Annotated in this window: 15 protein-coding genes; 5 read left to right on the top strand and 10 right to left on the bottom strand. The window is 62.0% G+C overall.

Going from position 1 to position 21195, the window contains the following annotated elements; all coding sequences use genetic code 11:
- Positions 1-55 precede the first annotated feature (55 nt).
- Positions 56-2320 carry a T9SS type B sorting domain-containing protein gene (locus Q5H92_RS05015; protein ID WP_305010399.1) on the bottom strand — a complete coding sequence of 755 codons (2265 nt, stop codon included), beginning with the start codon at positions 2318-2320 and terminating at the stop codon, positions 56-58.
- 179 nt (positions 2321-2499) lie between these two features.
- On the opposite strand from Q5H92_RS05015, the gene Q5H92_RS05020 reads away from it, so the two are divergent.
- Positions 2500-4566 carry a M1 family aminopeptidase gene (locus tag Q5H92_RS05020; RefSeq protein WP_305010400.1) on the top strand — a complete coding sequence of 689 codons (2067 nt, stop codon included), beginning with the start codon at positions 2500-2502 and terminating at the stop codon, positions 4564-4566.
- A gap of 75 nt (positions 4567-4641) precedes the next feature.
- On the opposite strand, the gene Q5H92_RS05025 is transcribed toward Q5H92_RS05020, so the two are convergent.
- The 3 genes from Q5H92_RS05025 to Q5H92_RS05035 form a co-directional block, all read right to left on the bottom strand.
- Positions 4642-5280 (bottom strand): hypothetical protein, encoded by a 639-nt coding sequence (locus Q5H92_RS05025; RefSeq protein ID WP_305010401.1) that lies wholly within the window; start codon positions 5278-5280, stop codon positions 4642-4644.
- Positions 5281-5473: 193 nt separating this feature from the next.
- Positions 5474-5914: a DUF2147 domain-containing protein gene (locus Q5H92_RS05030; protein ID WP_305010402.1), complete on the bottom strand. Its 441-nt coding sequence runs from the start codon at positions 5912-5914 to the stop codon at positions 5474-5476.
- A 626-nt stretch (positions 5915-6540) separates the two neighbouring features.
- On the bottom strand, positions 6541-7446 hold the full coding sequence (locus Q5H92_RS05035) for a C40 family peptidase (protein ID WP_305010403.1): 906 nt from the start codon (positions 7444-7446) through the stop codon (positions 6541-6543).
- A gap of 131 nt (positions 7447-7577) precedes the next feature.
- Here Q5H92_RS05035 and Q5H92_RS05040 point away from each other — a divergent pair, with 131 nt between their 5' ends.
- Positions 7578-9401: a M61 family metallopeptidase gene (locus tag Q5H92_RS05040; protein WP_305010404.1), complete on the top strand. Its 1824-nt coding sequence runs from the start codon at positions 7578-7580 to the stop codon at positions 9399-9401.
- 204 nt (positions 9402-9605) lie between these two features.
- Here Q5H92_RS05040 and Q5H92_RS05045 read toward each other — a convergent pair whose 3' ends face one another.
- From Q5H92_RS05045 to Q5H92_RS05060, 4 genes are all read right to left on the bottom strand, one after another.
- Positions 9606-11564, bottom strand: coding sequence for a KUP/HAK/KT family potassium transporter (locus tag Q5H92_RS05045; RefSeq protein WP_305010405.1), 1959 nt, complete (start codon positions 11562-11564; stop codon positions 9606-9608).
- A gap of 111 nt (positions 11565-11675) precedes the next feature.
- Positions 11676-12269 carry a hypothetical protein gene (locus Q5H92_RS05050; protein WP_305010406.1) on the bottom strand — a complete coding sequence of 198 codons (594 nt, stop codon included), beginning with the start codon at positions 12267-12269 and terminating at the stop codon, positions 11676-11678.
- A gap of 177 nt (positions 12270-12446) precedes the next feature.
- On the bottom strand, positions 12447-13079 hold the full coding sequence (bamJ, locus tag Q5H92_RS05055) for a BamJ family beta-barrel-assembly machinery protein (protein ID WP_305010407.1): 633 nt from the start codon (positions 13077-13079) through the stop codon (positions 12447-12449).
- 214 nt (positions 13080-13293) lie between these two features.
- A complete protein-coding gene (locus Q5H92_RS05060; RefSeq protein ID WP_305010408.1) occupies positions 13294-13428 on the bottom strand; it encodes a hypothetical protein in 135 nt (44 codons plus the stop codon).
- Positions 13429-13611: 183 nt separating this feature from the next.
- Between Q5H92_RS05060 and Q5H92_RS05065 the strand changes: the two genes are divergently transcribed.
- On the top strand, positions 13612-14502 hold the full coding sequence (locus Q5H92_RS05065) for an ABC transporter ATP-binding protein (protein WP_305010409.1): 891 nt from the start codon (positions 13612-13614) through the stop codon (positions 14500-14502).
- A gap of 130 nt (positions 14503-14632) precedes the next feature.
- The gene (locus tag Q5H92_RS05070) at positions 14633-18304 is read left to right on the top strand and encodes an ABC transporter permease/M1 family aminopeptidase (protein ID WP_305010410.1); all 3672 of its coding nucleotides are present in this window, start codon (positions 14633-14635) and stop codon (positions 18302-18304) included.
- An 80-nt stretch (positions 18305-18384) separates the two neighbouring features.
- Here the strand turns inward: Q5H92_RS05070 and Q5H92_RS05075 are convergent, their stop codons facing one another.
- Positions 18385-18948, bottom strand: a complete 564-nt coding sequence (locus Q5H92_RS05075; RefSeq protein ID WP_305010411.1) for a pseudouridine synthase — start codon at positions 18946-18948, stop codon at positions 18385-18387.
- 174 nt (positions 18949-19122) lie between these two features.
- Between Q5H92_RS05075 and Q5H92_RS05080 the strand changes: the two genes are divergently transcribed.
- Entirely contained in the window at positions 19123-20229 is a 1107-nt protein-coding gene (locus Q5H92_RS05080) for a catalase family protein (protein ID WP_305010412.1), read from the top strand.
- Between the two features lie 149 nt (positions 20230-20378).
- Here the strand turns inward: Q5H92_RS05080 and Q5H92_RS05085 are convergent, their stop codons facing one another.
- Positions 20379-21179, bottom strand: a complete 801-nt coding sequence (locus tag Q5H92_RS05085; RefSeq protein ID WP_305010413.1) for a polysaccharide deacetylase family protein — start codon at positions 21177-21179, stop codon at positions 20379-20381.
- Positions 21180-21195: the final 16 nt, after the last annotated feature.

The raw sequence follows: 21195 nt of genomic DNA on the forward strand, positions 1-21195 counted from the left end.
GCCTGACGTTCTGTTTTGCGCTGGATTCGCGCCACCACCCAAGCCCTCACCCCAACTACAGCACCACCTCCAGCCAGCCCCGAAAGCGGCGGCCGTCGGTGTAGGTGATGAAGTAATAGAACATGCCGCCGCTGCCATTGCCCGGCCAGCGGAAATCCCGGTCATTCGACTCGAAAACCTGCTGGCCCCAGCGCGAGAAAATGCGGATGTTGGCAAACTGCGAGTCGCAGAAATTGGGCGGCAGCTCGGGCAGGCGGAACTCGTCGTTCTGCCCGTCGCGGTTGGGGGTGATGACGTTGTAGAGCTTCACGGCCACCGTATCGGGGCTCGCCACGCGCAGGCGCACGCGCTGCACCTGTGGCAGCGGCCGGCAGGTGGCATCAATGAGCTGGAAGGCCACCACGAGGTCGCGGTGCAGGTTGACGGCGGCGCAGTTCACGTCCCAGCGAAACGTGCCGGTGGCCACGCCCGTGCCGTTCTGGGCCGCGAACCGCATGCCCGCACTGCTCAGGTCGAAGCCTTCTTTGCCATCGGGCGAGGTGCCGGTGGCGATGAGCGTCAGCCCGTCGCGGTCGGGGTCGACGCCCTGAAATGTAGCGGTAAAAGTTTGGCCCAGAGGAAGCTTTACTTCCGGCATATCGGCCCCGGGCCTGGTGGACGGCAGGTCGGAAGTCAGGGTCGGAGCCCGGTTGGCGTAGCGCACAATTATTGGCACGCTCACCGTGGCAGCCTGGCGCTCGGAGCACGGCGAAGTGGCCGCCGCAAACTGAAAGTTGAACACCGAATCGGGCCCCACAGCCCGGCAATCGACGCGCCAGGTGAAGCGGCCCCGCTGCTGGTTGGCGGTGGTGCCCTGCGAGAGCGTGGCGCCCAGGCTCGTGGGGTTGAAGCCCTGGCCGGTCATTTCCAGCTGAATTGGGTCGTTGTCGGGGTCGGTGCCGGTTACGTCGAAGCTTATCAGGTCGCCGATGCGCGCGCGCAGCGGCAGCGTGGGCCCGGCCGTGGTGATGAGCTGCGGGGGCGAGTTGGGCGGGGGCACGGCCGTAAACGCCACGCGCACGGTGTCGCGCTTGGGCAGGCTGCAGCCATCGTCGCCCACCACCACATCCAACAAAAACACCCGCCCCCGCGAGTTGAGGCACTCCGGAAAGCAGAGCGTGGCCGTGAGGGTATCGGGCGCGCCGGGGCTGCGCACGGCTCCGGTAACGGCGGTGGTGAAATTGGGCAGCAGGCCCGAAAAATTCACCGGGCTCAGCGTCAGGGTGAGGCGCGAGTTGGGGTCAGGGTCGGTGAAGCGCAGGCGCACGCAGCGGTTGCCGCCGGGCACGAAGCGCAGGGTGTCGCGCCCCGGCCGGTACACGCCCGCGCCCGTGGCCGTCGGTTGCAGCACAATCCGGGGCTTGGTGTTGGTGGGGCAGGTCAGGGCCATCAGCTGGAAGTCGCGGCGGGCTTCGCCGATTTTTTCGCCCCGCCGATACTCCGAGCAGCGCACCCCGAACACGAACAAGCCCTGACTGGTGGGCCGCACCGTGAGGCGGCCCGTGGCGCGGTTAATACTGAGCGTGGGCGTGCCCGGAATCTGATTTGTGGTGCTCAGGCCCGCGTTCCAGACGATGGCCGAGTAGGGGGCCGGCTGGGCCGTGGCGGGCTTGGGCGTGTTGGTGTCGGAGTGCCCGTTGAGCGGCGTCACCAAATCGTAGACCAGGGAATCGCCGTCGGCGTCCTGTCCCCCGAAGTCGTAGTAAAACAGCTCGTTGAGGCAGGCATAGTCGGCCAGCGGCGGGAAAATGCGCGGCGTCGAATCGTAGAACGCCGCTCCGCGTCGCACCACGGCCGGAAACTCCAGGTAAAACGTCTGGGCCGCATCGCCGGGCGCCACAATGTTGCTGATGCTGTTGTTGCGGCAGCAACGCTCCACGGCCACGTAGTAGCCTTGGGCGCTGTTGTAGGTGCCGGCCGGTAGCGTGATGACCTTGCTATACACCAACTTCCGCGTGCTCAGCGTGGGCTTGGCACAGGCCGGGTTGGTATAGTTGACGAAGGTGTTGCTGGTGAGGGGCAGCACCACGTTGGCCATGCGGGCGTTGGTGCTCTTCTCAAAAATGCTGGCCGTCAGGTCGGCGTCGAGGGCGCTGGCGCTGCCGTTCACCGCATCGAAATACAGGTTGAGCAGCAGCGTGTACGAATCGCCGGAATTGTGCACCAGCTCCATTTCGCCGCCCACGATGTGCGTGGCCCGCGCCGGCCCGGCCAGCAGCAGCCAGCCAATCAGCAGCAGTACCGGCCGCAGCGCGCCAGGCAAACGAAGGCGTAAGGGCATGAGTACCGGAGTAAGCGTCCTAAAATCCTGATTTAAAACCGAAATATACTGCTGCCCAAGCCAACTACGAGCCGAAACTTCTCGTTTGCCATCAGCCGCGGCCGCCGTACCTTCGGAGGGCGGCCAGCCAGTAGGCTAACCCGCCTTTCCGTCAATTTGTTGCCATTCCGGTTTGCTTTATGCGCTTCCTTTTTTACGCTCTTGTTGTCAGCAGCCTTTTCACCGCGCCCGGCCGGGTAGCCGCCCAGGCGCCGCTGCCCGCCCCGGCCGTTCGCCCGGCCGGCCCCATCGACCTTGATGCGGGCCGACTTTGCGCGGCGGCGCACGTGCGCACCGCCCAGCGCACGGCTACCTCGTCGGTGGCGCACCGGCGTAAAATGGACCGTTACGACGTGAAGTACTACAAGCTGGACCTGGCCCTGGAAAACAACTCGTTGAACGTGGCCGGCTCGGTGTGGATGCGGCTGCGAGTGGGCGCGCAGGCGCTCGATTCGCTGGCCTTTGAGCTCTACAAAGCCCCGGCCGGCGCGCCGGCCGGCGCGGCCACGCTGCTCATCGATTCGGTGGTGGTGAACGGGCGCCGCTCGCCCGGCGTCCGCCGCGCGGGGTTCGATGCCACGGCCGCACTGGCCCAGCCCGCGGCGGCCAACTCGCTCGCCGATGCCCGCATCTACTACCACGGCACGGCGCCGAGCGGCAATTCGGCCGCCATCGGCAACGGCCTGAGCACCCGCGACTCGGTGCATCTCGACACCTACCGCGGCGCCTGGACTTTTCCCTACAACGTGACCTGGAGCTTGTCGGAGCCGTTTTCGGCCCACGAGTGGTTTCCCTGCAAGCAGGTGCTCACCGACAAAGCCGACTCGTCGGACGTATGGGTGACCACCACATTGCCCAACAAGGTGGGCTCAAACGGCCGGCTGGTACGCACCGTGCCGCTGCCCAGCAACAAGGTGCGCTACGAGTGGAAATCCCGCCATCCCATTGATTATTACCTGATTTCGGTGTCGGTGGCGCCTTATGTGGAGTACGTGGCCACTGCCCACCCGGCGGGCGGCCCGGCGGTGCCCATCGTGAGCTACCTCTACAACCAAAGCTACCTGAATTACTGGATACCGGGCCTGGTGCAAACGCCTCTCTTTCTGGAGAATTATTCGGCGCTGGTGGGCTTGTATCCGTTTGCCAACGAGAAGTATGGCCACACCATGGCGCCCATCTACGGCGGCATGGAGCACCAGACCATGACTACCCAGGACGGCTTCGAGTTCACCCTGGACGCGCACGAGCTGTTCCACCAGTGGTTTGGCGACAACGTGACCTGCGCCAGCTGGGAAGACATCTGGCTGAACGAAAGCTTCGCTTCCTACGGCGAATACCTGTCGCTGCAAGCCTTCCGGCCCAACGACGCCCGGCCCTGGATGGACAACGCCCACCTCTGGGCGCTGCGGGGCCGCGGCACCATTTACGTGGATGATACCACCGATGTGGGCCGTATTTTCGACTATTCGCTGACCTACAAGAAGGGGGCGGCTGTGGTGCACATGCTGCGCTACCTGCTCAACGACGACACCAAGTTCTTCCGCGCCCTGCGCACCTACCAGACGCAGTACGGCGGCTCTACGGCCCGCACCGCCAACTTGCAGCGCATCTTTGAAGCCGAAGCCGGCCGGCCACTGGGGTACTTCTTTCAGCAGTGGTTTCGCGGCACGGGGGTTCCACTTTTCGATGGCAAGTGGAATCAGAGCGGTAGCAATTTTGTGCTGCGGGTGCGCGAGATTGGCAGTCAATCCCCCTTCCCGTCTTTTTTTGATACGGATATCGACTACCGGCTCAATTTTACGAACGGCACCAGCCGCACGGTGCGCCTGCACCAGGGCCAGATTCTCGAAAACTATAGCTTCCCGGTGGCCGGCACCGTGAGCAGTGTCGACCTCGACCCTGACCAGTGGGTGTTGAATGGCACCAGCACGGTGGTGCGCGACAACACCCTGCTGGCCGCCCGCGCCGCCGCGCCGGCTCTGCTCGCGGTGTACCCCAACCCCTGCCACGACCAGCTGCAACTGCCGGCCACTGCCGCCACGGCCGCCGAAGTGCGCGACGCCACCGGCCGCCTGGTGTTGCGCCAGGCTCTAGCCGCCGGCCAGCAACAACTTGCCACCCAACGGCTAACCCCTGGGCTCTACCAACTGCGTTTGGTCGGGAAGCAGGGCGACATGTTCGGGCAGGCCCGCTTTGCTAAAGAGTAGAGCGACTTCAGCCCACAAAAAAAAGGCCGCCAGCATATCTGCTGGCGGCCTTTTTGTGTGGGCTGGTAGCCAGCCTCAGAAAGTGTCGTGGTATTCCCGGATGCGGGCCTCGGTGGTGGCATCGGGGGGCGGGGCGTCCAGCAGGTTTTTCAGCAAGTCTTCAAACGACCGGGCCGGCGTGAAGCAGTCGTCGAGCACGGCGTTGCTGCTGAGGCGGATGAAGAGCGGCGTGCCGTCCATGGCCACCAAATCGATGGTAACGAGGCCGAAGCGCTGATTGCAATGGCCTGTTTTGGGGCAGTCGGTGGGGTTGGGCTTGAAAAGCTGCTTGAGCAGGGTTTCGGTGTGGCCGGCGCGGCGGCGCGTGCCGCGGTCGGCGCAGGCGCGGTGGTAGCCCAGGCCCTGCACCCGCTCGCCGAGGTGCTCAAAGAAGTGCCGAAAGTTGCCCGGGCCGATGCTGGAGTCGAAAAAAAGCAGGGCCCCTTGGCGGCCTTGCTCGTGTAGCAGCTCTACCCGCAGGCCGCGGCGGCCGGCCGCGCCGCCCTTGCGCAGGTGGTAGGCCTTGAAGTAAGGTTGCAGCCAGTTCAGAAACACCCGTTCCTCCACCCAGCGGGCGTGCCGCCGGGCTTGGGCCGGGGTCAGCTTCACGGCGCGCCAGGGCGCCTGAGCCTTCGCCTGATGGGGGCGAAAAAGTTTCTGAAGGAAGTTGAACAAGGAAAGGGAAGTTAGTGGTGTCGAAACACCCGCTCGGAGAAATAGTTTTGGGCCAGGGGCAGAGGTAGCGCCCATTTCAAGCCCGATTTCAGGCCGCCTTTGCTGATACCGTGCCACAAAAAAAAGGCCGGCCCCTGCGAGGGAACCGGCCATTGCTGATGAAGCGAGCAGGAGCGAAGCGCACCCGGCCCGGTTATTTCACGCGCGTCCAGGTCTGCGACTTGCCGATGAGCGAAAAGCCGATGTAGCCCTTCACTTCCATGGTGTTGGCGCTTTCCATCTTCATGTAGCACGAGTAGGTTTTGCCGCTTTCGGGGTCGTAGATTTTGCCATCGTCCCACTTGTTGTCCGAATCGTACTTGAAGCCCTGCATAAACACCAGGCCCAGGCGGGGACGGCTGCGCAGCTTGGGGTCAGGGTTTTGCGAGTCGGTTTTGGGCTTGCCGGTGGCGGGGTCGTTGGGCACGGTCAAACTCACGATTTTGCCGCAGAGCTTGTCGCCGCACTTGTAGATTTCAAACGTCGCCTTTTTCTCAGCGTTCGTCCAGATGCCCAGCGGCGACATGGACTGGGCCGAAGCCATGCCGGCAATGCCAAGCACGAGGACAACGAGGAGGAGCAGGGTTTTTTTCATTGTTGAGATGAGCAATTAGGTGGGTTTGAAGGGAAAAGGTAAGCAAAAAAACTTCACAGGCGCCAGCAGGCTGGTCTGGCCGGCAATAGGCAAGTTTACGGCCAACTTCGCAACGGCCCGCATTAAAAAGAGATTAGCGACAACTACTAAAATAAATGGTGCTGTAAATCAGCCCTCAAGCATCTTTTAAGGCGTTTTGCCTGAAAATTTAGCCCTCAAACTTTGAACCTTACGGCCTGCTATTAACTTTACCGCTCAGTAGTGAGTGCTACGACCCCGCTCAAGCAGCCCTAAGGTGCTGGGCCGCGCGAACGGAGGATATGTCGAACGTAAAGAAAGGAGGTACAAAATGTCTAGTAGTCCCAACCAAATCCTGCCAAGCCTGTCGAATGTCGTACGCTTCACCGCAGTACGCGCCTAACAACAGCTTCGTGGGGCAGCTCCTAAGGCTGCCCACATTCGGCCAGGTCTTATCTTGAAAGACGCCGGAACTGTACCCCAGTTTCGCCGCTTGGTAAGATTTGAAGGATTAGATGCCCGGTTTGCCCAGTCGCCCTTTAGTGGGACGGCAGAGGCAGGCCGGGCATCGCTGCGTTCGGGCCCTTCGGGTTTTGGGGTGAAGCGGCCTAGCGCGCCGGGCGCTTGCGGGCGGCGGCAGCTTTGGGTGTGGCGGTGGGCTTGGTGGCTTTCTTTTTTACGGGCGCCTTTTTTGCCGTGGCTTTGGTTGCGGTAGTCGTTTTGTGGGCGGAGGGCTTTTTGGCGACGGCGCGCTTGCTGGAAGTGGCGGACGAAGCCTTGGCGTATTTTTTAGTGGGCAGTTTCTGGGGCAGCGCGGGCGCCAGCACCACGGCCGGCGTAGCTACCGGCACTGTGGGCACCGGCAGCGCCGCAATCGGCGTTTTGCGCGGGGTGGCGGGGGCGTCTTTGGGCCGCGCCGTGGCCACTTCGCCAGCGCCCAGCACGCGCCTCACCTGCAGGAAGCGCCGCTCGTAGTCAGAATCTTCTACCTGGCTCACCTTCACGAAGGGCTCGCGGCGCCCCGAAGAGGCGTGCACGAACCGCAAGGGCAGCTCACCCCGGCGCGAAATGACGATGCCCGCGTGGCCCGGCGTGGTGCTGGTGCTGGCCGTGCCGGTAAATACCACGATGTCGCCGGGCTGGGCTTCGGTGCGCTCCACGGGCCGGCCCACGTCGATGAGTAGGGCCGTGGAGTGCGGCACGGCCACCCCAAAATGCGCGAACGTGTACATGATAAACCCCGAGCAATCGAAGCCGGTGAGGGGCGAGGTGCCGGCGTACACGTAGGGCGTGCCGCGCTGGGCCAGCCCGAAGGCCACCACGCTGTCGGCGCGGGCGGCCAGGCCGGGCCGGGGGGGCTCGCGCAGGCTGGCGAAGGAGGAAACCGGTTTGGGCTGCGAAAGGGCTTGGGGAGCAGAGGCGGCTTCAGGCTTGGGCGCGCGGTGGTTCAGGCGCGGCAGCACCAGTACCATCAGGGCAATTAGCCCGGCGAAAGCCATCCATACAAAGCGCATAAACAAGGATATGACTGTTGCGGCGGCGCGGATAAGCGCCACACTGCCTCCTAACGGAACGGCCGGCGGCTAGGTTGGAGGCGAGCGCCGGGGCGTACTTTGCAGCCTCGATTTATTTCATAACGCTGTCGATGTTCAGAAAATCCCACCTAGTCCTTTCCGCTGCCCTGCTGGCCTCTGCGCTGGCGGGCAATGTCCCCGCCCGCGCCCGCGCTGCCGCAACGGTACCCACCTTGCGCTACACGCTGGCCATGCCCGCGCCGCAAACCCACTACTTCGAGGTGAAAATGGACCTCGGCGGCTTCCCGGCCGAATACACTGACGTGAAGCTGCCGGTGTGGGCGCCGGGCTCCTACCTGGTGCGCGAGTACGCCAAGAACGTGGAGGGCTTCCAGGCCCGCACGGCCGGCGGCCAGGCGTTGGCATTTGAGAAAATTAACAAGAACACCTGGCGCATCAAGCACCCCAAGCAGGCCAATTTTACGGTCAGCTACCGCGTGTATGCCTTCGAGCTGAGCGTGCGTACCTCGTTCGTCGATGCCGACCACGGCTACCTCAACGGCAGCAGCGTATTCATGTACCCAGCCGACAACAAGATGCTGGGCAGCACCGTGGCGGTGCAGCCGGCCGCCGGCTGGGCCCAGGTAAGCACGGCCTTGCGCCCGGCGGCAGGCGGCGCCAAGTTCACCTACAAAGCCGCCAGCTACGACGAGCTGGCCGACTCGCCGATGGAAATCGGCAACCAGAAAGTGCTGGAATTCACCGCCAACGGCACGCCGCACCAGGTGGCCATGTATGGCACCTACCAGGCCGATGACGCCAAAGTGGTGGCCGAAATGAAAAAGGTGTGCGAAGAAGCGCACCGCGTGCTGGGCCAGAACCCGCTCGACCACTATGTGTTCATCGTGCACAACCTGGAGCGCGGCGGCGGCGGCCTGGAGCACCTGTTCTCGACCACGCTGGAGGTAGGCCGCACCACCTACGGCACCGACGCGGGCATGAAGTCCTTCTTGGGCCTGGTGGCGCACGAGTACTTCCACCTCTGGAACGTGAAGCGCATCCGGCCAATGGCGCTGGGGCCGTTCAACTACGACCAGGAAAACTACACCCACATGCTGTGGGTAAGCGAAGGCATGACGGAGTACTACTCGAAGCAAATTCTGGAGCGGGCCGGGGTGCTGTCGCAGGCCGAGTACCTGGGCAAGCTGGCCAACGCCATCGGCGAGGTAGAAAACACGCCCGGCAACAAGGTGCAGTCGGCTGCTGAGTCCAGCTTCGATGCCTGGATTAAGTATTATCGGCCCAACGAGAATTCCATCAACACCCAAATCAGCTATTACTCGAAAGGTGACCTGATTGGGACCTGGCTCGACCTGAATATTGCCCAGGCCACCCAGGGCCAGAAGCACCTCGACGACGTGTTCCGGCTGCTCTACGACACCTATTACAAGAAAGCCGGCCGCGGCTTCACCGACCAGGAATACCAGGACGCCGTGGCCACGGTGGCCGGCCGGCGCTTCGACGAGTTCTTCCAGAACAGCGTGTACGGCACCAAGCCCATCGATTTCGCCACGGCCCTTGGCTACGCCGGCTTGAGCCTAACCAGCGCCCCGCTCACCACCTCGGGCACACTGGGCGCCACCTTCTCCAATCGAACCGGCAAGCTGCTGGTGACCAGCGTGCTGCGCGATGGCGCCGCCTGGAATACCGGCCTGAACGTGAACGACGAAATCCTGCTCATCAATGGCGCCGCGCCCAGCGAAGAAACGGTGAAGTCGCTGCTTAGCGGCTCGGTGGGCAACGAGGTGGCCCTGCAGGTGCGCCGCGACGGCCTGACGCGCGACCTGAAAATCAAGATGCTGGCTAACCCCGACGTCAAATACACCATTCAGCCGATGGCCAATCCCACGGCCGCTCAACAAAAGGTGCTGGCCAAGTGGCTGGGCAAGGCTTAGAGCGGTTTGAGTTAGCGTGTACCCCGAAGCTGTGCTTCAGCTCGCATCAGGCCTTTATAAAGTTTTTTGCTTGGGTATCGTTCAGCCGAAGCACAGCTTCGCGGTACATGTTAACTCAAACCGCTTTTCAGCGGCATAATCAGTCCAACAAAAAGGCCCCGTGCAGCTTGCACGGGGCCTTTTTGCTGGGCACTTACAAATGGCTTAGCGGATGCGCTTCAGCGCCACTTCGCGCACGGGCGCAATCACCATCGGCACCTTTTCTACTTTCACCGAGGACGTATCCAGGCCGAAATACTGGTCTTCGGAGGCGATGAACTGGCGGATGTAGAAGTAGGCCTGCATCACCAGCTTCTCGATGGTGGGGAAATCGTTTTCGATGCTGAGGAATTTTTCCAGCACCACGAAGCGAAAGTCGCCGGTGACGTGCTGCTTGTTTAGCGACTCGTAGCGCGAGGTGATGTCCACTTCCTTGTTGCGCACCAAGTCCTCAATCACCTTGCGGAAGTAAAGGTTAATGCGCTGCTGCACCCGGAAGCCCAGCCGGAAATTGATACGGAACACGTCGTCCTTCGCCACTTCGGTCACCTTGTATTCCATGGTGTACGGCTCGTCGGTGGTGTCGACGTGGATAAACCAGTAAATATCAGCCCGCTTGGGGCGCTTCTGGAAGATGGAGTAGATGATTTTCTGCTCAATCTCGGAACTGCGCTCGGCCGAGGTCAGGAACACTAGGTGGGTGGAGTATTTCGGAATCGAATCGTCGTCGCTGAGCTGCTTGAGTGCATCGACGTAGGGTTCCAGGCGCACGAACTCGGTGAGGCGGCGCTTGATGTAGTAGGCCTTGAGCCACACGTACATCACACCCATGAGCGTGCCGCCGATAGCCAGCGACACCCAGCCGCCGTGCGGAAATTTAATCATGTTGGCGATGAGGAACGAGCCCTCAATGAGGCCGTACACCACCGCAAACAGCACGATGAGCGGCAGCGCCACGCGCTTCATCTTCAGCCACATGGTGAGCAGGATGGTGGTCATAAGCATGGTGAGTGTAATGGCCAGGCCGTAGGCCGCTTCCATGTTGGTCGATTCGCGGAAGTAGAGCACCACCCCGATGCAGCCCAGCAGCAGCAGCCGGTTCATGCTCGGCACGAAGAGCTGGCCCTTCACGTCGGTAGGGTAGTTTAGCTTCACCTTGGGCCACATATTCAGGCGGATAGCCTCGGCCACCAGCGTGAACGAGCCCGTGATGAGGGCCTGCGAGGCAATGATGGCCGCGATGGTGGCAATGCTGATGCCGATGAGCAGGAACCATTGCGGCATGAGGGCATAGAACGGGTTTTTGCCGTTCAGCATCTGGCCTTCGTGCTGGAGCAGCCAGGCACCTTGGCCTAAGTAGTTCAGCAGCAGCGTGGTTTTTACAAAAGTCCAGCTAATGCGGATGTTGCCCTTGCCGCAGTGGCCCAGGTCCGAATACAGCGCCTCGGCCCCCGTTGTGCACAGGAACACCGAGCCCAGCAGCCAGAATCCGCCGGGGTAGTGCACCAGCAAATCGTAGGCGTAGTAGGGATTGATGGCCTTGAGAATGGCGGGATGTTGCAGAATCCAGACGGTGCCCAGCACGCCCAGCATCGTGAACCACAGGAACATGATGGGCCCGAAGGCCTTGCCGACTATCTGAGTGCCAAAGCTTTGGAGCAAGAACAGTCCCGCAATGATGCCGATGACGATGTACACCACGATGTCCTGCGTGAGCTGCGGAAACACGTTTTTCAGGCCTTCCACCGCCGACGACACCGAGATGGGCGGCGTAATCACGCCGTCGGCCAGCAGGGCCGAACCGCCGATGATGGCCACGGCCGACAGCCAGGCGCCGCGCCGCCGCACCAGGGCGTAGAGCGAGAAAATGCCGCCTTCCCCGTTGTTGTCCGCGTTCAGGGTGAGTAGCACGTACTTGACGGTAGTTTGCAGCGTCAGGGTCCAGATGACGCACGAAATGGCGCCCAGCACGAGGTGCGCGTCGATGTAATCGGGCCGGGTACCGCTTTTCAGGATGGACGACATCACGTAGAGCGGCGAGGTACCAATATCGCCGTAGATGATGCCGAGGGCAATGAGAAGCCCAGCGCTCGAAATAGCGGTGTGCGAATGTTTGGAATCCATAATTGGAAAAACGAGTATCTGCAGCGGCTACCTGCCAGCTGAATTACGGGGCGCGAAGGTAGTAGCCAACCCACCGGATTGCGCTTACGAAGATGCCCGCCGAAAGTGCGATTAGTTGGTTGTCAAGAAATTATTATTTGCATCATCTTCCGTTTCGGTGGCGGCCTGCGCGTCGCGGGCGGCTTGCTGGGTGGCTTCGTCAGCCGCGGCGAGCAGGGCGGCGGCCTCGCGGGCGGCGTGGTCGTGCACCCGAAAAATGCGCCGGTTCACCTCGGCCGTGAAGCGTTGCCAGGGTGGCGTTTCGCCGGGCAGTGCGAAGTTTAGAGCTTCACGGCCCAAGCGGTGCAGGCGCAGGCGGTTGGTGCCGCGGTGCCCGTAGGCCAACAGCAGCGCCGTCAGGGCCATGCCCAGCATAGCGGGCCCGGTGCGCAGCCAGTTTTCCAGAAAGGCAATCATGACCGTGGCCAATCCCAAGCCGCCCAGCAGGTACCATAAAATCCATTTCACCGGCGTGATTTCGACGCGTTCCAGCTCGCGCAGCAGAAACTCCTGCCCGCGCACCGTGAGCGTGGTGCCCGTGAGTTGCGCGCGCCCATCGTCGCTGTGCAGCGGCGGGAGTTCCGGCAGCTCGGGCAGCACCACCGGCACGGCCACGGGCTGGTAAACCGGGCCGTTGGCCTCTTCAGCGGCGGCCGTAGTCAGCAAAGAGGCCCCGGAAGATTCTTCCGGGGCCGCTGGGGCTGATTCAGCGGGAGGCTGATTTTCAACGTCTTTCATGGGTTTGGCAACCGCCGATAGGGTAGTGGTACGCGTCCAGGTGCGCGGCGCGGTGCGCGTGGCGGCACTTGCTCCCGAAGAAGCCGGCGCCGCCACGGCAGTCCCTCAGTTGTTCACTTTCAGCAGCTCCACGTCGAAAATCAGCGCGGTGTCGCCGGGGATGTCGCGGCCGGCGCCGCGCTTGCCGTAGGCCAGGTCGGAGGGGATGTAGAGGCGATATTTCGAGCCTTCGGGCATGAGCTGCAGGGCTTCGGTCCAGCCGGCAATCACGCCGTTGACGGGGAAGGTGGCGGGCTGGCCGCGCTGGTAGCTGCTGTCGAACACCTTGCCGTTAATCAGGGTGCCGTGGTAGTGGGTCGTCACCGACGAGCGCAGCGTGGGCTTGGGGCCCGTGCCCTGGGTTATTACCTCGTACTGCAGGCCGCTGGGCAGGGTGGTAACGCCATCTTTTTTGGCGTTTTCGGCGAGGAAGGCTTCGCCTTCGGCTTTGTTGTTCATGGCGTTGGGGTCTTGGTTGTCGTCTTGGTCGTCTTCGGCGCCGCCCATTTGCTCCTGCAATTGCTGCATGGCGGCCTGCATTTGTTCCTGAGTGAGGCGGCTGGGGAGGCCCTGCAGGCCTTCCTTGAGGGCGCCGGCCAGCGTGTCCACGTCCAGGTCGAGGCCTTGCTGGGCGAAGTTGCGGGCCAGGTCGCGGCCAATGATGTAGCTCACCTGAGCTTGGTGGGAATCGAGGTTCATAAAACCAAGGGAATGCGTTGGGGCTGGCGGGCGGGGCCGCAGCCGGTGGAAAAATAGCTCAACGGGTTACGCCGTTGGAAAGCGAAAGTTCCAAAAGCGGGCCGAACCCGGCCGGCCCGCCGCATTGGCCGATTGGCCAGCAAAAAAGCCCGGCCGCAGGGCCGGGCTTTTTCAGAAAAACGTGGGAATAGCAGCGGTAAAGCTGTAAACCGGCTTAGCAGTAGTGCGCGTGGTCGTCGTCGCCGTCGAAGAAGAACGTCAGGTCCAGGTCGGCCAGTTTGGCAGCCAGGTAGCTCACGCCGCCCAGCAGCAGCAACGAGGAGAAGGAGAGGGCAGTGGTCTTTTTCATAATAGTGCGCGGGATAACCTAGTGGTATTTCTGGTGCAAAGATACGGCAAAAATGCGAAAGTGTTATGCATGCAGCATAAATTCCTGGATTTGGGACGAAAGAGGACGGAAAAGAGACGTTTTCAAATATAATCCGGAACGCCATGATGGACTTTTGCCCAGCCACCTTAACTGTTTACTCGCATGGAGCTTCGCATTTCGAATCTTTCCAAAACTTATTCCAACGGCGTGCGCGCTCTGCGCGACGTGTCGCTTACCATTCCCAACGGCATGTTCGGCCTGCTCGGGCCCAACGGCGCCGGCAAGAGTAGCCTCATGCGCACCATCGCCACCCTGCAGGAGCCTGATACCGGTAGTATCACGCTCGGCGACATTAACGTGCTGACCGAGAAGGACCGGGTGCGCCGGGTGCTGGGCTACCTGCCGCAGGAGTTCGGCCTATACCCCAGCATCTCGGCCGAGGTGCTGCTCGACTACTTTGCCGGTCTCAAGGGCATCCGCGATGCCGGGGAGCGCAAGCTGGCGGTGGAAAGCCTGCTGCAGCAAACCAACCTGTGGGCGGCCCGCAAGAAGGCGGTGGGCGGCTACTCGGGCGGCATGCGGCAGCGCTTTGGCATTGCGGTGGCGCTGCTGGGCTCGCCGCAGCTCATCATTGTGGACGAGCCCACGGCCGGCCTCGACCCCACGGAGCGCAACCGATTCTTAGACTTACTATCGGAAATCGGTGAAAACGTGGTGGTTATTCTAAGCACGCACATCGTGGAAGACGTGACGGAGCTGTGCCCCAACATGGCCATTATCGCCGGCGGCGAGGTGGTGGCCACCGGCTCGCCGAATGACGTGATTGGTGAAATCCGGGGCAAAGTGTACCGCACCAAGACGGAGAAGGCCGCCTTGGCGCAGCTCAAATCCGAGTACGAGGTGATTTCCTCGAAGCTGGTGGCCGGTCAGCCCATTGTGCGGGTTTTCAGCGAGCAGCCAATAAACGGGCAGTTCCAGCCGGCCGAGGCCACGCTGGAAGACGTGTATTTCCACCGCCTGGCGCGGCGGGAGAAGACGGGTGTTAATGCTTAATAATCACAACGTCATGCAGAGCGCAGCGAAGCATCTCGCGTGCCACAACTAACTCATTCGACAGGATTAGTGGTGGCGGGCAAGATGCTTCGCTGCGCTCTGCATGACGTTCATTTAGTTCTGATTCAATATGTTCGCACATATATTCCGTTTCGAGCTGCGCTACCGGTTCACGCAGCCCAGCACCTACCTGTATTTCGGTGTGTTTGCGCTGGCGGGCTTTCTGTCCCAGACGGTGGAGGACTTCGGCTTTGCCAGCGCCAAGGTGCATGTCAACTCGCCCGATGCGCTGGCGCAGCTGCACTTCATTGCCTCCATTTTGGGCATGTTTGTGACGGCAGCGGTGATGGGCACGCCCGTTTACCGCGACGATAAGGATGGTATGACTGGCCTGGTTTACACCACTTCCATCACCAAGCCGGCTTATCTGAGCGGGCGGTTTCTGGGGTCTTTGCTGGCCATGTGGTTTATTATCAGCGGGGTTTCGGTGGGAGCTTTGCTAGGTATGCTCATGCCCTGGGTGGACGCCGAGAAGCTGGGGCCGGTGATGCCGCTGGCGCTGCTGGTGCCGCTGGTGTTCGGCGCGTGGGTGAATGCGCTGTTCGCGGGCTGCATCTTTTTTGCGGCCTATCTGGTGTTTCGGTCGCCGCTGGTAGTGTATCTGGGTGGTATTGTGCTGTTTGTGCTGTATCAGGTATCGCTCACGTTTTCGGATAAGGTGAGCAGCGACCACCTGTTTGCGCAGCTCGACCCGTTCGGGCTCAGCGCCAAAAACATCGATACGAACTACTGGACCATTGCCGAGCGCAACACGCGCCTGCTGAATTTCTTCGGCGGCGAGCTGGTCCAGAGCCGGCTGATGTGGACGGCCATTGGCTTGCTCATTTTGGGGGTGGCCTGCGCCTTCTTCCGGCTGGGCCAAGCTAAGACCAAGGTGAAAAAGGCATCTCCCGAACCCGCACCCGTGGCGGTGGGCGCGGGCGGCCTGCGCCGCTCGCCGCAGGAATTTGGCCGCGGGCTGGGGCACTGGCAGGTGTGGCAGCTCACCAAAGTTCAGTTTCTGAACGTGGTGAAGGCTTGGCCGTTTCGGGTGCTGGCGCTGCTGGGCGTGGTGTTTGTGCTCTTCAATGCCTATTACACCTACCAGGACCCGCGCGGCATTCAGATGCCCGTGACCTACCTCATTCTGAAGATGCTGAATGACAACTATACCCTCTTTCAGCTGCTTATCATCACCATTTACGCCGGCGAGCTGGTGTGGCGCGAGCGGGACACGCGCCTGCAGCTTGTGTTCGATGCGCTGCCGTTTTCGACCTGGGTGCCGTTTTTGAGCAAGCTGCTGGCGTTGCTGGCGGTGCAGGTGGTGCTCACGCTGGTGATGGACGGGGTGGGGCTGGCCATTCAGCTCTACCGGGCCCCGGCGCTGGTTGAGCCGCTGCACTACCTCAAGGACTTCGCCCTGCAAGTGGCCAACCTGGGCGTACTCTGCACCCTGGCCCTGACCGTGCAAACGGTGGCCAACAACAAGTACGTGGGCCACGCCGTGATGATGGTGTACTACGGCGTGGTGTTTCTGCTGGCCGATGCGCTGGGGCTGCACCACGCGCTGCTCAAATTTGGGGCGGCCGTGCCGTACACCTACTCCGACATGAACGGCTACGGGCACCTGGTGGCGCCGCTGCTGGCCATCAACGCCTACTACCTGGCCGGGGCGCTGGTGCTGGTGCTGCTCACGGGCCTGCTGTGGGTGCGCGGCAACGACACCGGCCTGCGGGCGCGGGGGCGGCAATTTGGGCAGCGTATGCAGCAGGCCGGGCTGCGGCCGGCGCTGGCCGGCGCGCTGGTGTTGCTGTTTGTGGCCGGCGCCTGGGTGTTTTATAACGCCAACATCCTCAACGAGTACCTCACGCCCAAATTCCTGGAAGCCCGTCAGGCCAACGCCGAGCGGGCCTACAAGCGCTACGAAAAGCTGCCGCAACCCAAGATTGTGGCCATCAGTCTGAACGCCGACTTGTACCCCACGGCCAGCCCGCGCGGCTTCCGCATGGCCGGTACCTACACCCTGCGCAACAAGGAAAGCCGGGCTATCGACACGCTGTTTATCAACTACGACAACAGCCACAGCATTAATAATCGGCTGAGCCTGAGCCGGCCGGCTACGGTGCTGCGCGACGACCCCGCGGCCGGGGTGCGCATCTACCGGCTGGCACAGCCGCTGGCCGCCGGCGACTCGCTCGACCTGCGCTTCGACGTGGCGTATTGGGCCCGGGGCTTCACGTCGCGGCTCAAGGGCACCGGCGTGTTCGACTGGGCCAACATTTCGCCCGAAGACCGCCTCACGGCCAACGGCACCTTCCTCAACGACCCCGGCCTGCACATCGGCTACCAGCCGGGCAGCGAGCTGAGCGAGGACGACGTGCGCAAACGCAACGGCCTGAAGCCCAAAGCCCGGGCCCTGACCCTGAACGACCCCCGCGGCCGCAACCAGGCCGATTTCGGCCCCGACGGCGACTACGTGCGCTACGAAGCCACCGTTAGCACCGACCCCGACCAGCTGGCCATCACGCCCGGCTACCTGCAAAAGGAGTGGCTGCAAAACGGCCGCCGCTACTTCCGCTACCGCATGGACCAGCCCATGATGCCCATGGTGTCGGTGCTTTCGGCGCGCTACCAGGTGCACCGCGAAAGCTGGCAAAACCCCGCTGGTGGCCCGCCGGTAGCCATCGAAATCTACCACGACCCCAAGCACGGCTACAACGTGGGCCGCATGGCCGAGGCCCTGCGCAAGGCCCTGCCGTATTACACGGCCGCTTTCGGGCCCTACCAGTACCGCCAGATTCGGGTGCTGGAGTTTCCGCGCTACAAGGGCTTCGCCCAGAGCTTTCCCAACACGGTGCCATTTTCGGAAAGCGCCGGCTTTATTGATGACCTACGCGACCCGACCAAGCCGGATTTGGCCTTTTTCATTACCAACCACGAACTGGCTCACCAGTGGTGGGGCCACCAGCTGGTGGGTGCCAACGTGCAGGGGAGCAGCATGCTCATCGAGTCGCTGGCCGAATATTCGGCCATCATGACGGCCAAGCACGAGTTTACGCCCGCCAAAATGCAGCAGTTCATGCGCCGTGAGCTGGATAACTACCTGCGCGGCCGGCGCCAGGAACGCAAGAAGGAGCAGCCGCTCATGCTCTGCGAGTCGCAGCCCTACATCCATTACTACAAGGGCGGCATGGTGTTCTACGCCCTGCAGGATTACATCGGCGAGGATAAGCTGAACGGCGCGCTGCGGGCCTTCCTCGCCAAAAACCGCTATCAGACCCGTCCGTACCCCAACTCGGCCGACCTGATGACTTACCTGCGCCAGGCCACGCCCGACTCGCTCCAATACGCCCTGCACGATATGTTCGAAACCATCACTCTTTATAAAAACGAGCTGAAAACGGCCTCCTACACCCCGCGTCCCGATGGCAAATTCGACGTGAACCTCACCATCAAAGCCGAAAAGCTGCGGGCCGACAGCCTGGGGAATGAAAAATCCATTGCCATGGCCGATTACATCGACCTGGGCATTTTCGGGCCCGATAAATCGGCTGGCGAAGCCTGGGACGTGCGCGGCAAGCCCTTGTTTCTGAAGAAAATCAAACTCACAAAGCCCGAAACCACGCTGCATTTTGTGGTGAACGAGAAACCCGTGAAGGCTGGTGTCGACCCGTACCAGAAGCTGATTGAGCGGTATTACATCGACAACGTGAAGTTTGTGGATGAGCAGAAGGCCGGCTCCAAGCCGGTGGCGGCGAAGTAAGCTGTAGCGTGGACTCTGCGAGTCCGCGCCCGCCCGAACCTCAGACGATATCCGTTAGGCGCGGACTCGCAGAGTCCGCGCTACAGTCCGAAATCTGGCACTTCCCGCACCTCACCGGCTGCCAAATCGCTCAGCCAGATGTCGCCTACGCGCACCCGCACCAGTCGCAGTGTGGGGAAGCCCACGGCCGCCGTCATCTTGCGCACTTGCCGGAACTTGCCTTCGGTGAGCGTGATGCTGACCCAGGACGTGGGTCCGTGCCGGTCGTCGCGGATTTTGCGGGTGCGCGGCGGGAACGCCGGCGCGGAGTCGAGGCGGCGCGCGGCGCAGGGGTTGGTGAGGTATTTCACGCCGTGGATGCCAATTTCGACGCCGGTTTGCATTTGCGTCAGGGCCGCGTCGGTCACCAGGCCATCGACCTGGGCGTAGTATTCCTTTTCGATTTTGCGGCTGCGCACCAGCTCGCTCATGCGGCCGTCGGTGGTGAGCAGGAGCAGGCCCTCGCTGTCTTCGTCGAGCCGGCCGATGGCCATGATGCCCTCGGGGAAATCGTGAAATTCGCCCAACTTTTTCTTCTTGGCCTCGCCCGCAAACTGGCTGAGGTAGCCGTAGGGCTTGTGGATGAGGAAGTGGCGGTGCGACATGAAATGCAAGAAATATTGCCTCAACACTAGGCAAGCTAAAGTGGCTGTTTTTCTAGAGGAAAATACGGCCGGCTGGGCCTTAAAGCACCGTAAAACTAAGCTGATTGATGAATGAATGGCGAATCCTTGGCAGCTACGCGGCGCGTAAGGAGTGAACACCCAACCCATTTTCCGATGCCAATTCCTACAACTTCTTACGTCCGCTACGCCGATGGCGTGGAGGAAATCCAGCCCAACGAAGACCAGCTCACCGACGAAACCGTGGCGTCGATGGCGCGGGTCAACCGCTTCATGTTCGAGAAGCACCGCCACGCCATTCGCGATGCCCACGCCAAGAGCCACGGTGTGCTGCGCGGCGAGCTGCACATTTACCCCAACCTGCCCGAGCACCTGGCCCAGGGCATGTTTCGGGAGCCCCGGGTGTACCCGGTTATTCTGCGCTTCTCGTCGGCCCCCGGCGCTATCGACCCCGATACGCAGTCGGCGGTGAAGGGCCTGGCTGTGAAAATTATTGGGGTGGAAGGCCGGAAATTCCTGCCCGACCAGGCCGACGAAGTCACCCAGGATTTTCTGATGGTGAACGATACCATCATTCCCACCGGCGATATCAAAAGCTACCACGACATGCAGCTGCGCCAGGAAAAGGTGTTCCTGCACGCTCCGGAGGTGGTCACCACCATCATGACCGAAGCCGGCACCCTTATCAACCAAGCCCTTGATGCGGTGGGTATTAAGAAGGAAATTCCGCTAGTGGTGCCGCCCCATCCCAACAACAACATCATCGGCGAAACCTTTACCACGCTCGGGGCCATCCGCTTCGGCGACTATGTCTCGAAAATCAGCGTAGCGCCGCTGTCGGGTAATGTGCAGGCCTTGGCTGGTGAGCAGGTGAAGATTACGGAGCCTGCCGGCTGGCGCGACCTGGTGGTCGATTTCTTCCGCAGCCAGGAAGCCGAGTACGAGCTGCGCGCCCAACTCTGCACCGACCTGAAAACCATGCCCGTAGAAGATGCTTCCGTGGACTGGCCCCAGGACCAGAGCCCCTACCAGGGCCTCGGCAAAATCGTGATTCCGGCCCAGGATGCCTACAGCCCGGCCCGCCGCGTGTTCGCCGATGACGTGCTGTCGTTCAACCCTTTCCACTGCTTGCCCGAGCACCTGCCGCTGGGCTCCATCAATCGCGCCCGCATCAAGGCCTACGAAACGTCGTCGGCCTACCGCCACCGCATGAACGCCCAGCCCCGCCGCGAGCCGCGCGACATCAGCGAGCTGCCGGACTGAGACGCCAGCGGTTAGGCGGAATAACGGAAAGCATGTCATGCTGAGCGCAGCCGAAGCATCTTTACCGCGAAAGTAATTTATTTACTATTGCGGTAGAGATGCTTCGGCTGCGCTCAGCATGACGTGCTTCTTTTATTTCCCGGCTGCAATCAACGCTGCTCCGTCCGAATTTTCTCGGCCACCTCTACCATTGGCGCCACCCAGATTTCTTTTTCGTGTGCCTTGAGATAACGCAGCAGCTGCCGGTGCGCAGGCAGCGCCACGTTCAGCGAGTGCCCGCCGCCCACGCCGTGAAACAGAAACACGAGCAGCGTGTGCGACGCCTGCGCTTGCTTCACTAGGTCAATCATATACTGGCCGTTTTGGCCGTTGATGGAATAGGCATCCACGTTGCTCAGGTCGACTTGCGCGGCGGTTTGCAGGCCGGGCGAAACGCCCCGGGCGGCCACGAAGTCGTTTTTCAACTGGTCGTAGAATTTCACGCCGCCAATCTGCAAATCGCCGCAGGGGTAGGCGAAGGTGCGGGCGGTTTTGCCGTCGATGGCGGTGAGCAGCGTATTGTTGGCTCGGATTTCATCCACGGCGCGGCCCACGGTGTAGGTGTGCAGGTCGTGGTCGGGCTTCACGAAGCTGCGGCCGGGCAGGCTGCCGTCGCAGGGGTGGAAGAGGGCGTGGTTGCCCAATTCGTGTCCGCGCTGGGCGGCGCGGCGCCACTCCGGCAGTCGCTTCATCACCACCGGGGAGGAGCCGATGAGGTAGAACGTACCCCGAAATTTGGCCGAATCCAGAGCCGGCACCACGTTGTCCAGGTCCACGTCGATGGCGTCGTCGTACGTCAGGACCACGGCACACTGCTTGCCGTTCCATTGATTGGGGGCAGGCGAGGTTCGAGCGGAGGCCGCGTTGGCCATCAGGAGGCCGGTAGCCAGCACTGGGGTGGGAAAATTCATCAGCGGAATGAGAAGG

It is taken from the genome of Hymenobacter mellowenesis (assembly GCF_030581005.1).
Classification (GTDB): Bacteria; Bacteroidota; Bacteroidia; order Cytophagales; family Hymenobacteraceae; genus Hymenobacter; species Hymenobacter mellowenesis.

Excerpts from the sequence above, each read along its gene's own strand:
- Q5H92_RS05045 (WP_305010405.1), bottom strand. The coding sequence starts at position 11,564 with ATGGATTCCAAACATTCGCACACCGCTATTTCGAGCGCTGGGCTTCTC.
- Q5H92_RS05015 (WP_305010399.1), bottom strand. The coding sequence starts at position 2,320 with ATGCCCTTACGCCTTCGTTTGCCTGGCGCGCTGCGGCCGGTACTGCTG.
- Q5H92_RS05085 (WP_305010413.1), bottom strand. The coding sequence starts at position 21,179 with ATGAATTTTCCCACCCCAGTGCTGGCTACCGGCCTCCTGATGGCCAAC.
- Q5H92_RS05040 (WP_305010404.1), top strand. The coding sequence starts at position 7,578 with ATGTTCAGAAAATCCCACCTAGTCCTTTCCGCTGCCCTGCTGGCCTCT.
- bamJ (WP_305010407.1), bottom strand. The coding sequence starts at position 13,079 with ATGAACCTCGATTCCCACCAAGCTCAGGTGAGCTACATCATTGGCCGC.
- Q5H92_RS05020 (WP_305010400.1), top strand. The coding sequence starts at position 2,500 with ATGCGCTTCCTTTTTTACGCTCTTGTTGTCAGCAGCCTTTTCACCGCG.
- Q5H92_RS05030 (WP_305010402.1), bottom strand. The coding sequence starts at position 5,914 with ATGAAAAAAACCCTGCTCCTCCTCGTTGTCCTCGTGCTTGGCATTGCC.
- Q5H92_RS05075 (WP_305010411.1), bottom strand. The coding sequence starts at position 18,948 with ATGTCGCACCGCCACTTCCTCATCCACAAGCCCTACGGCTACCTCAGC.
- Q5H92_RS05070 (WP_305010410.1), top strand. The coding sequence starts at position 14,633 with ATGTTCGCACATATATTCCGTTTCGAGCTGCGCTACCGGTTCACGCAG.
- Q5H92_RS05080 (WP_305010412.1), top strand. The coding sequence starts at position 19,123 with ATGCCAATTCCTACAACTTCTTACGTCCGCTACGCCGATGGCGTGGAG.
- Q5H92_RS05035 (WP_305010403.1), bottom strand. The coding sequence starts at position 7,446 with ATGCGCTTTGTATGGATGGCTTTCGCCGGGCTAATTGCCCTGATGGTA.
- Q5H92_RS05065 (WP_305010409.1), top strand. The coding sequence starts at position 13,612 with ATGGAGCTTCGCATTTCGAATCTTTCCAAAACTTATTCCAACGGCGTG.
- Q5H92_RS05060 (WP_305010408.1), bottom strand. The coding sequence starts at position 13,428 with ATGAAAAAGACCACTGCCCTCTCCTTCTCCTCGTTGCTGCTGCTGGGC.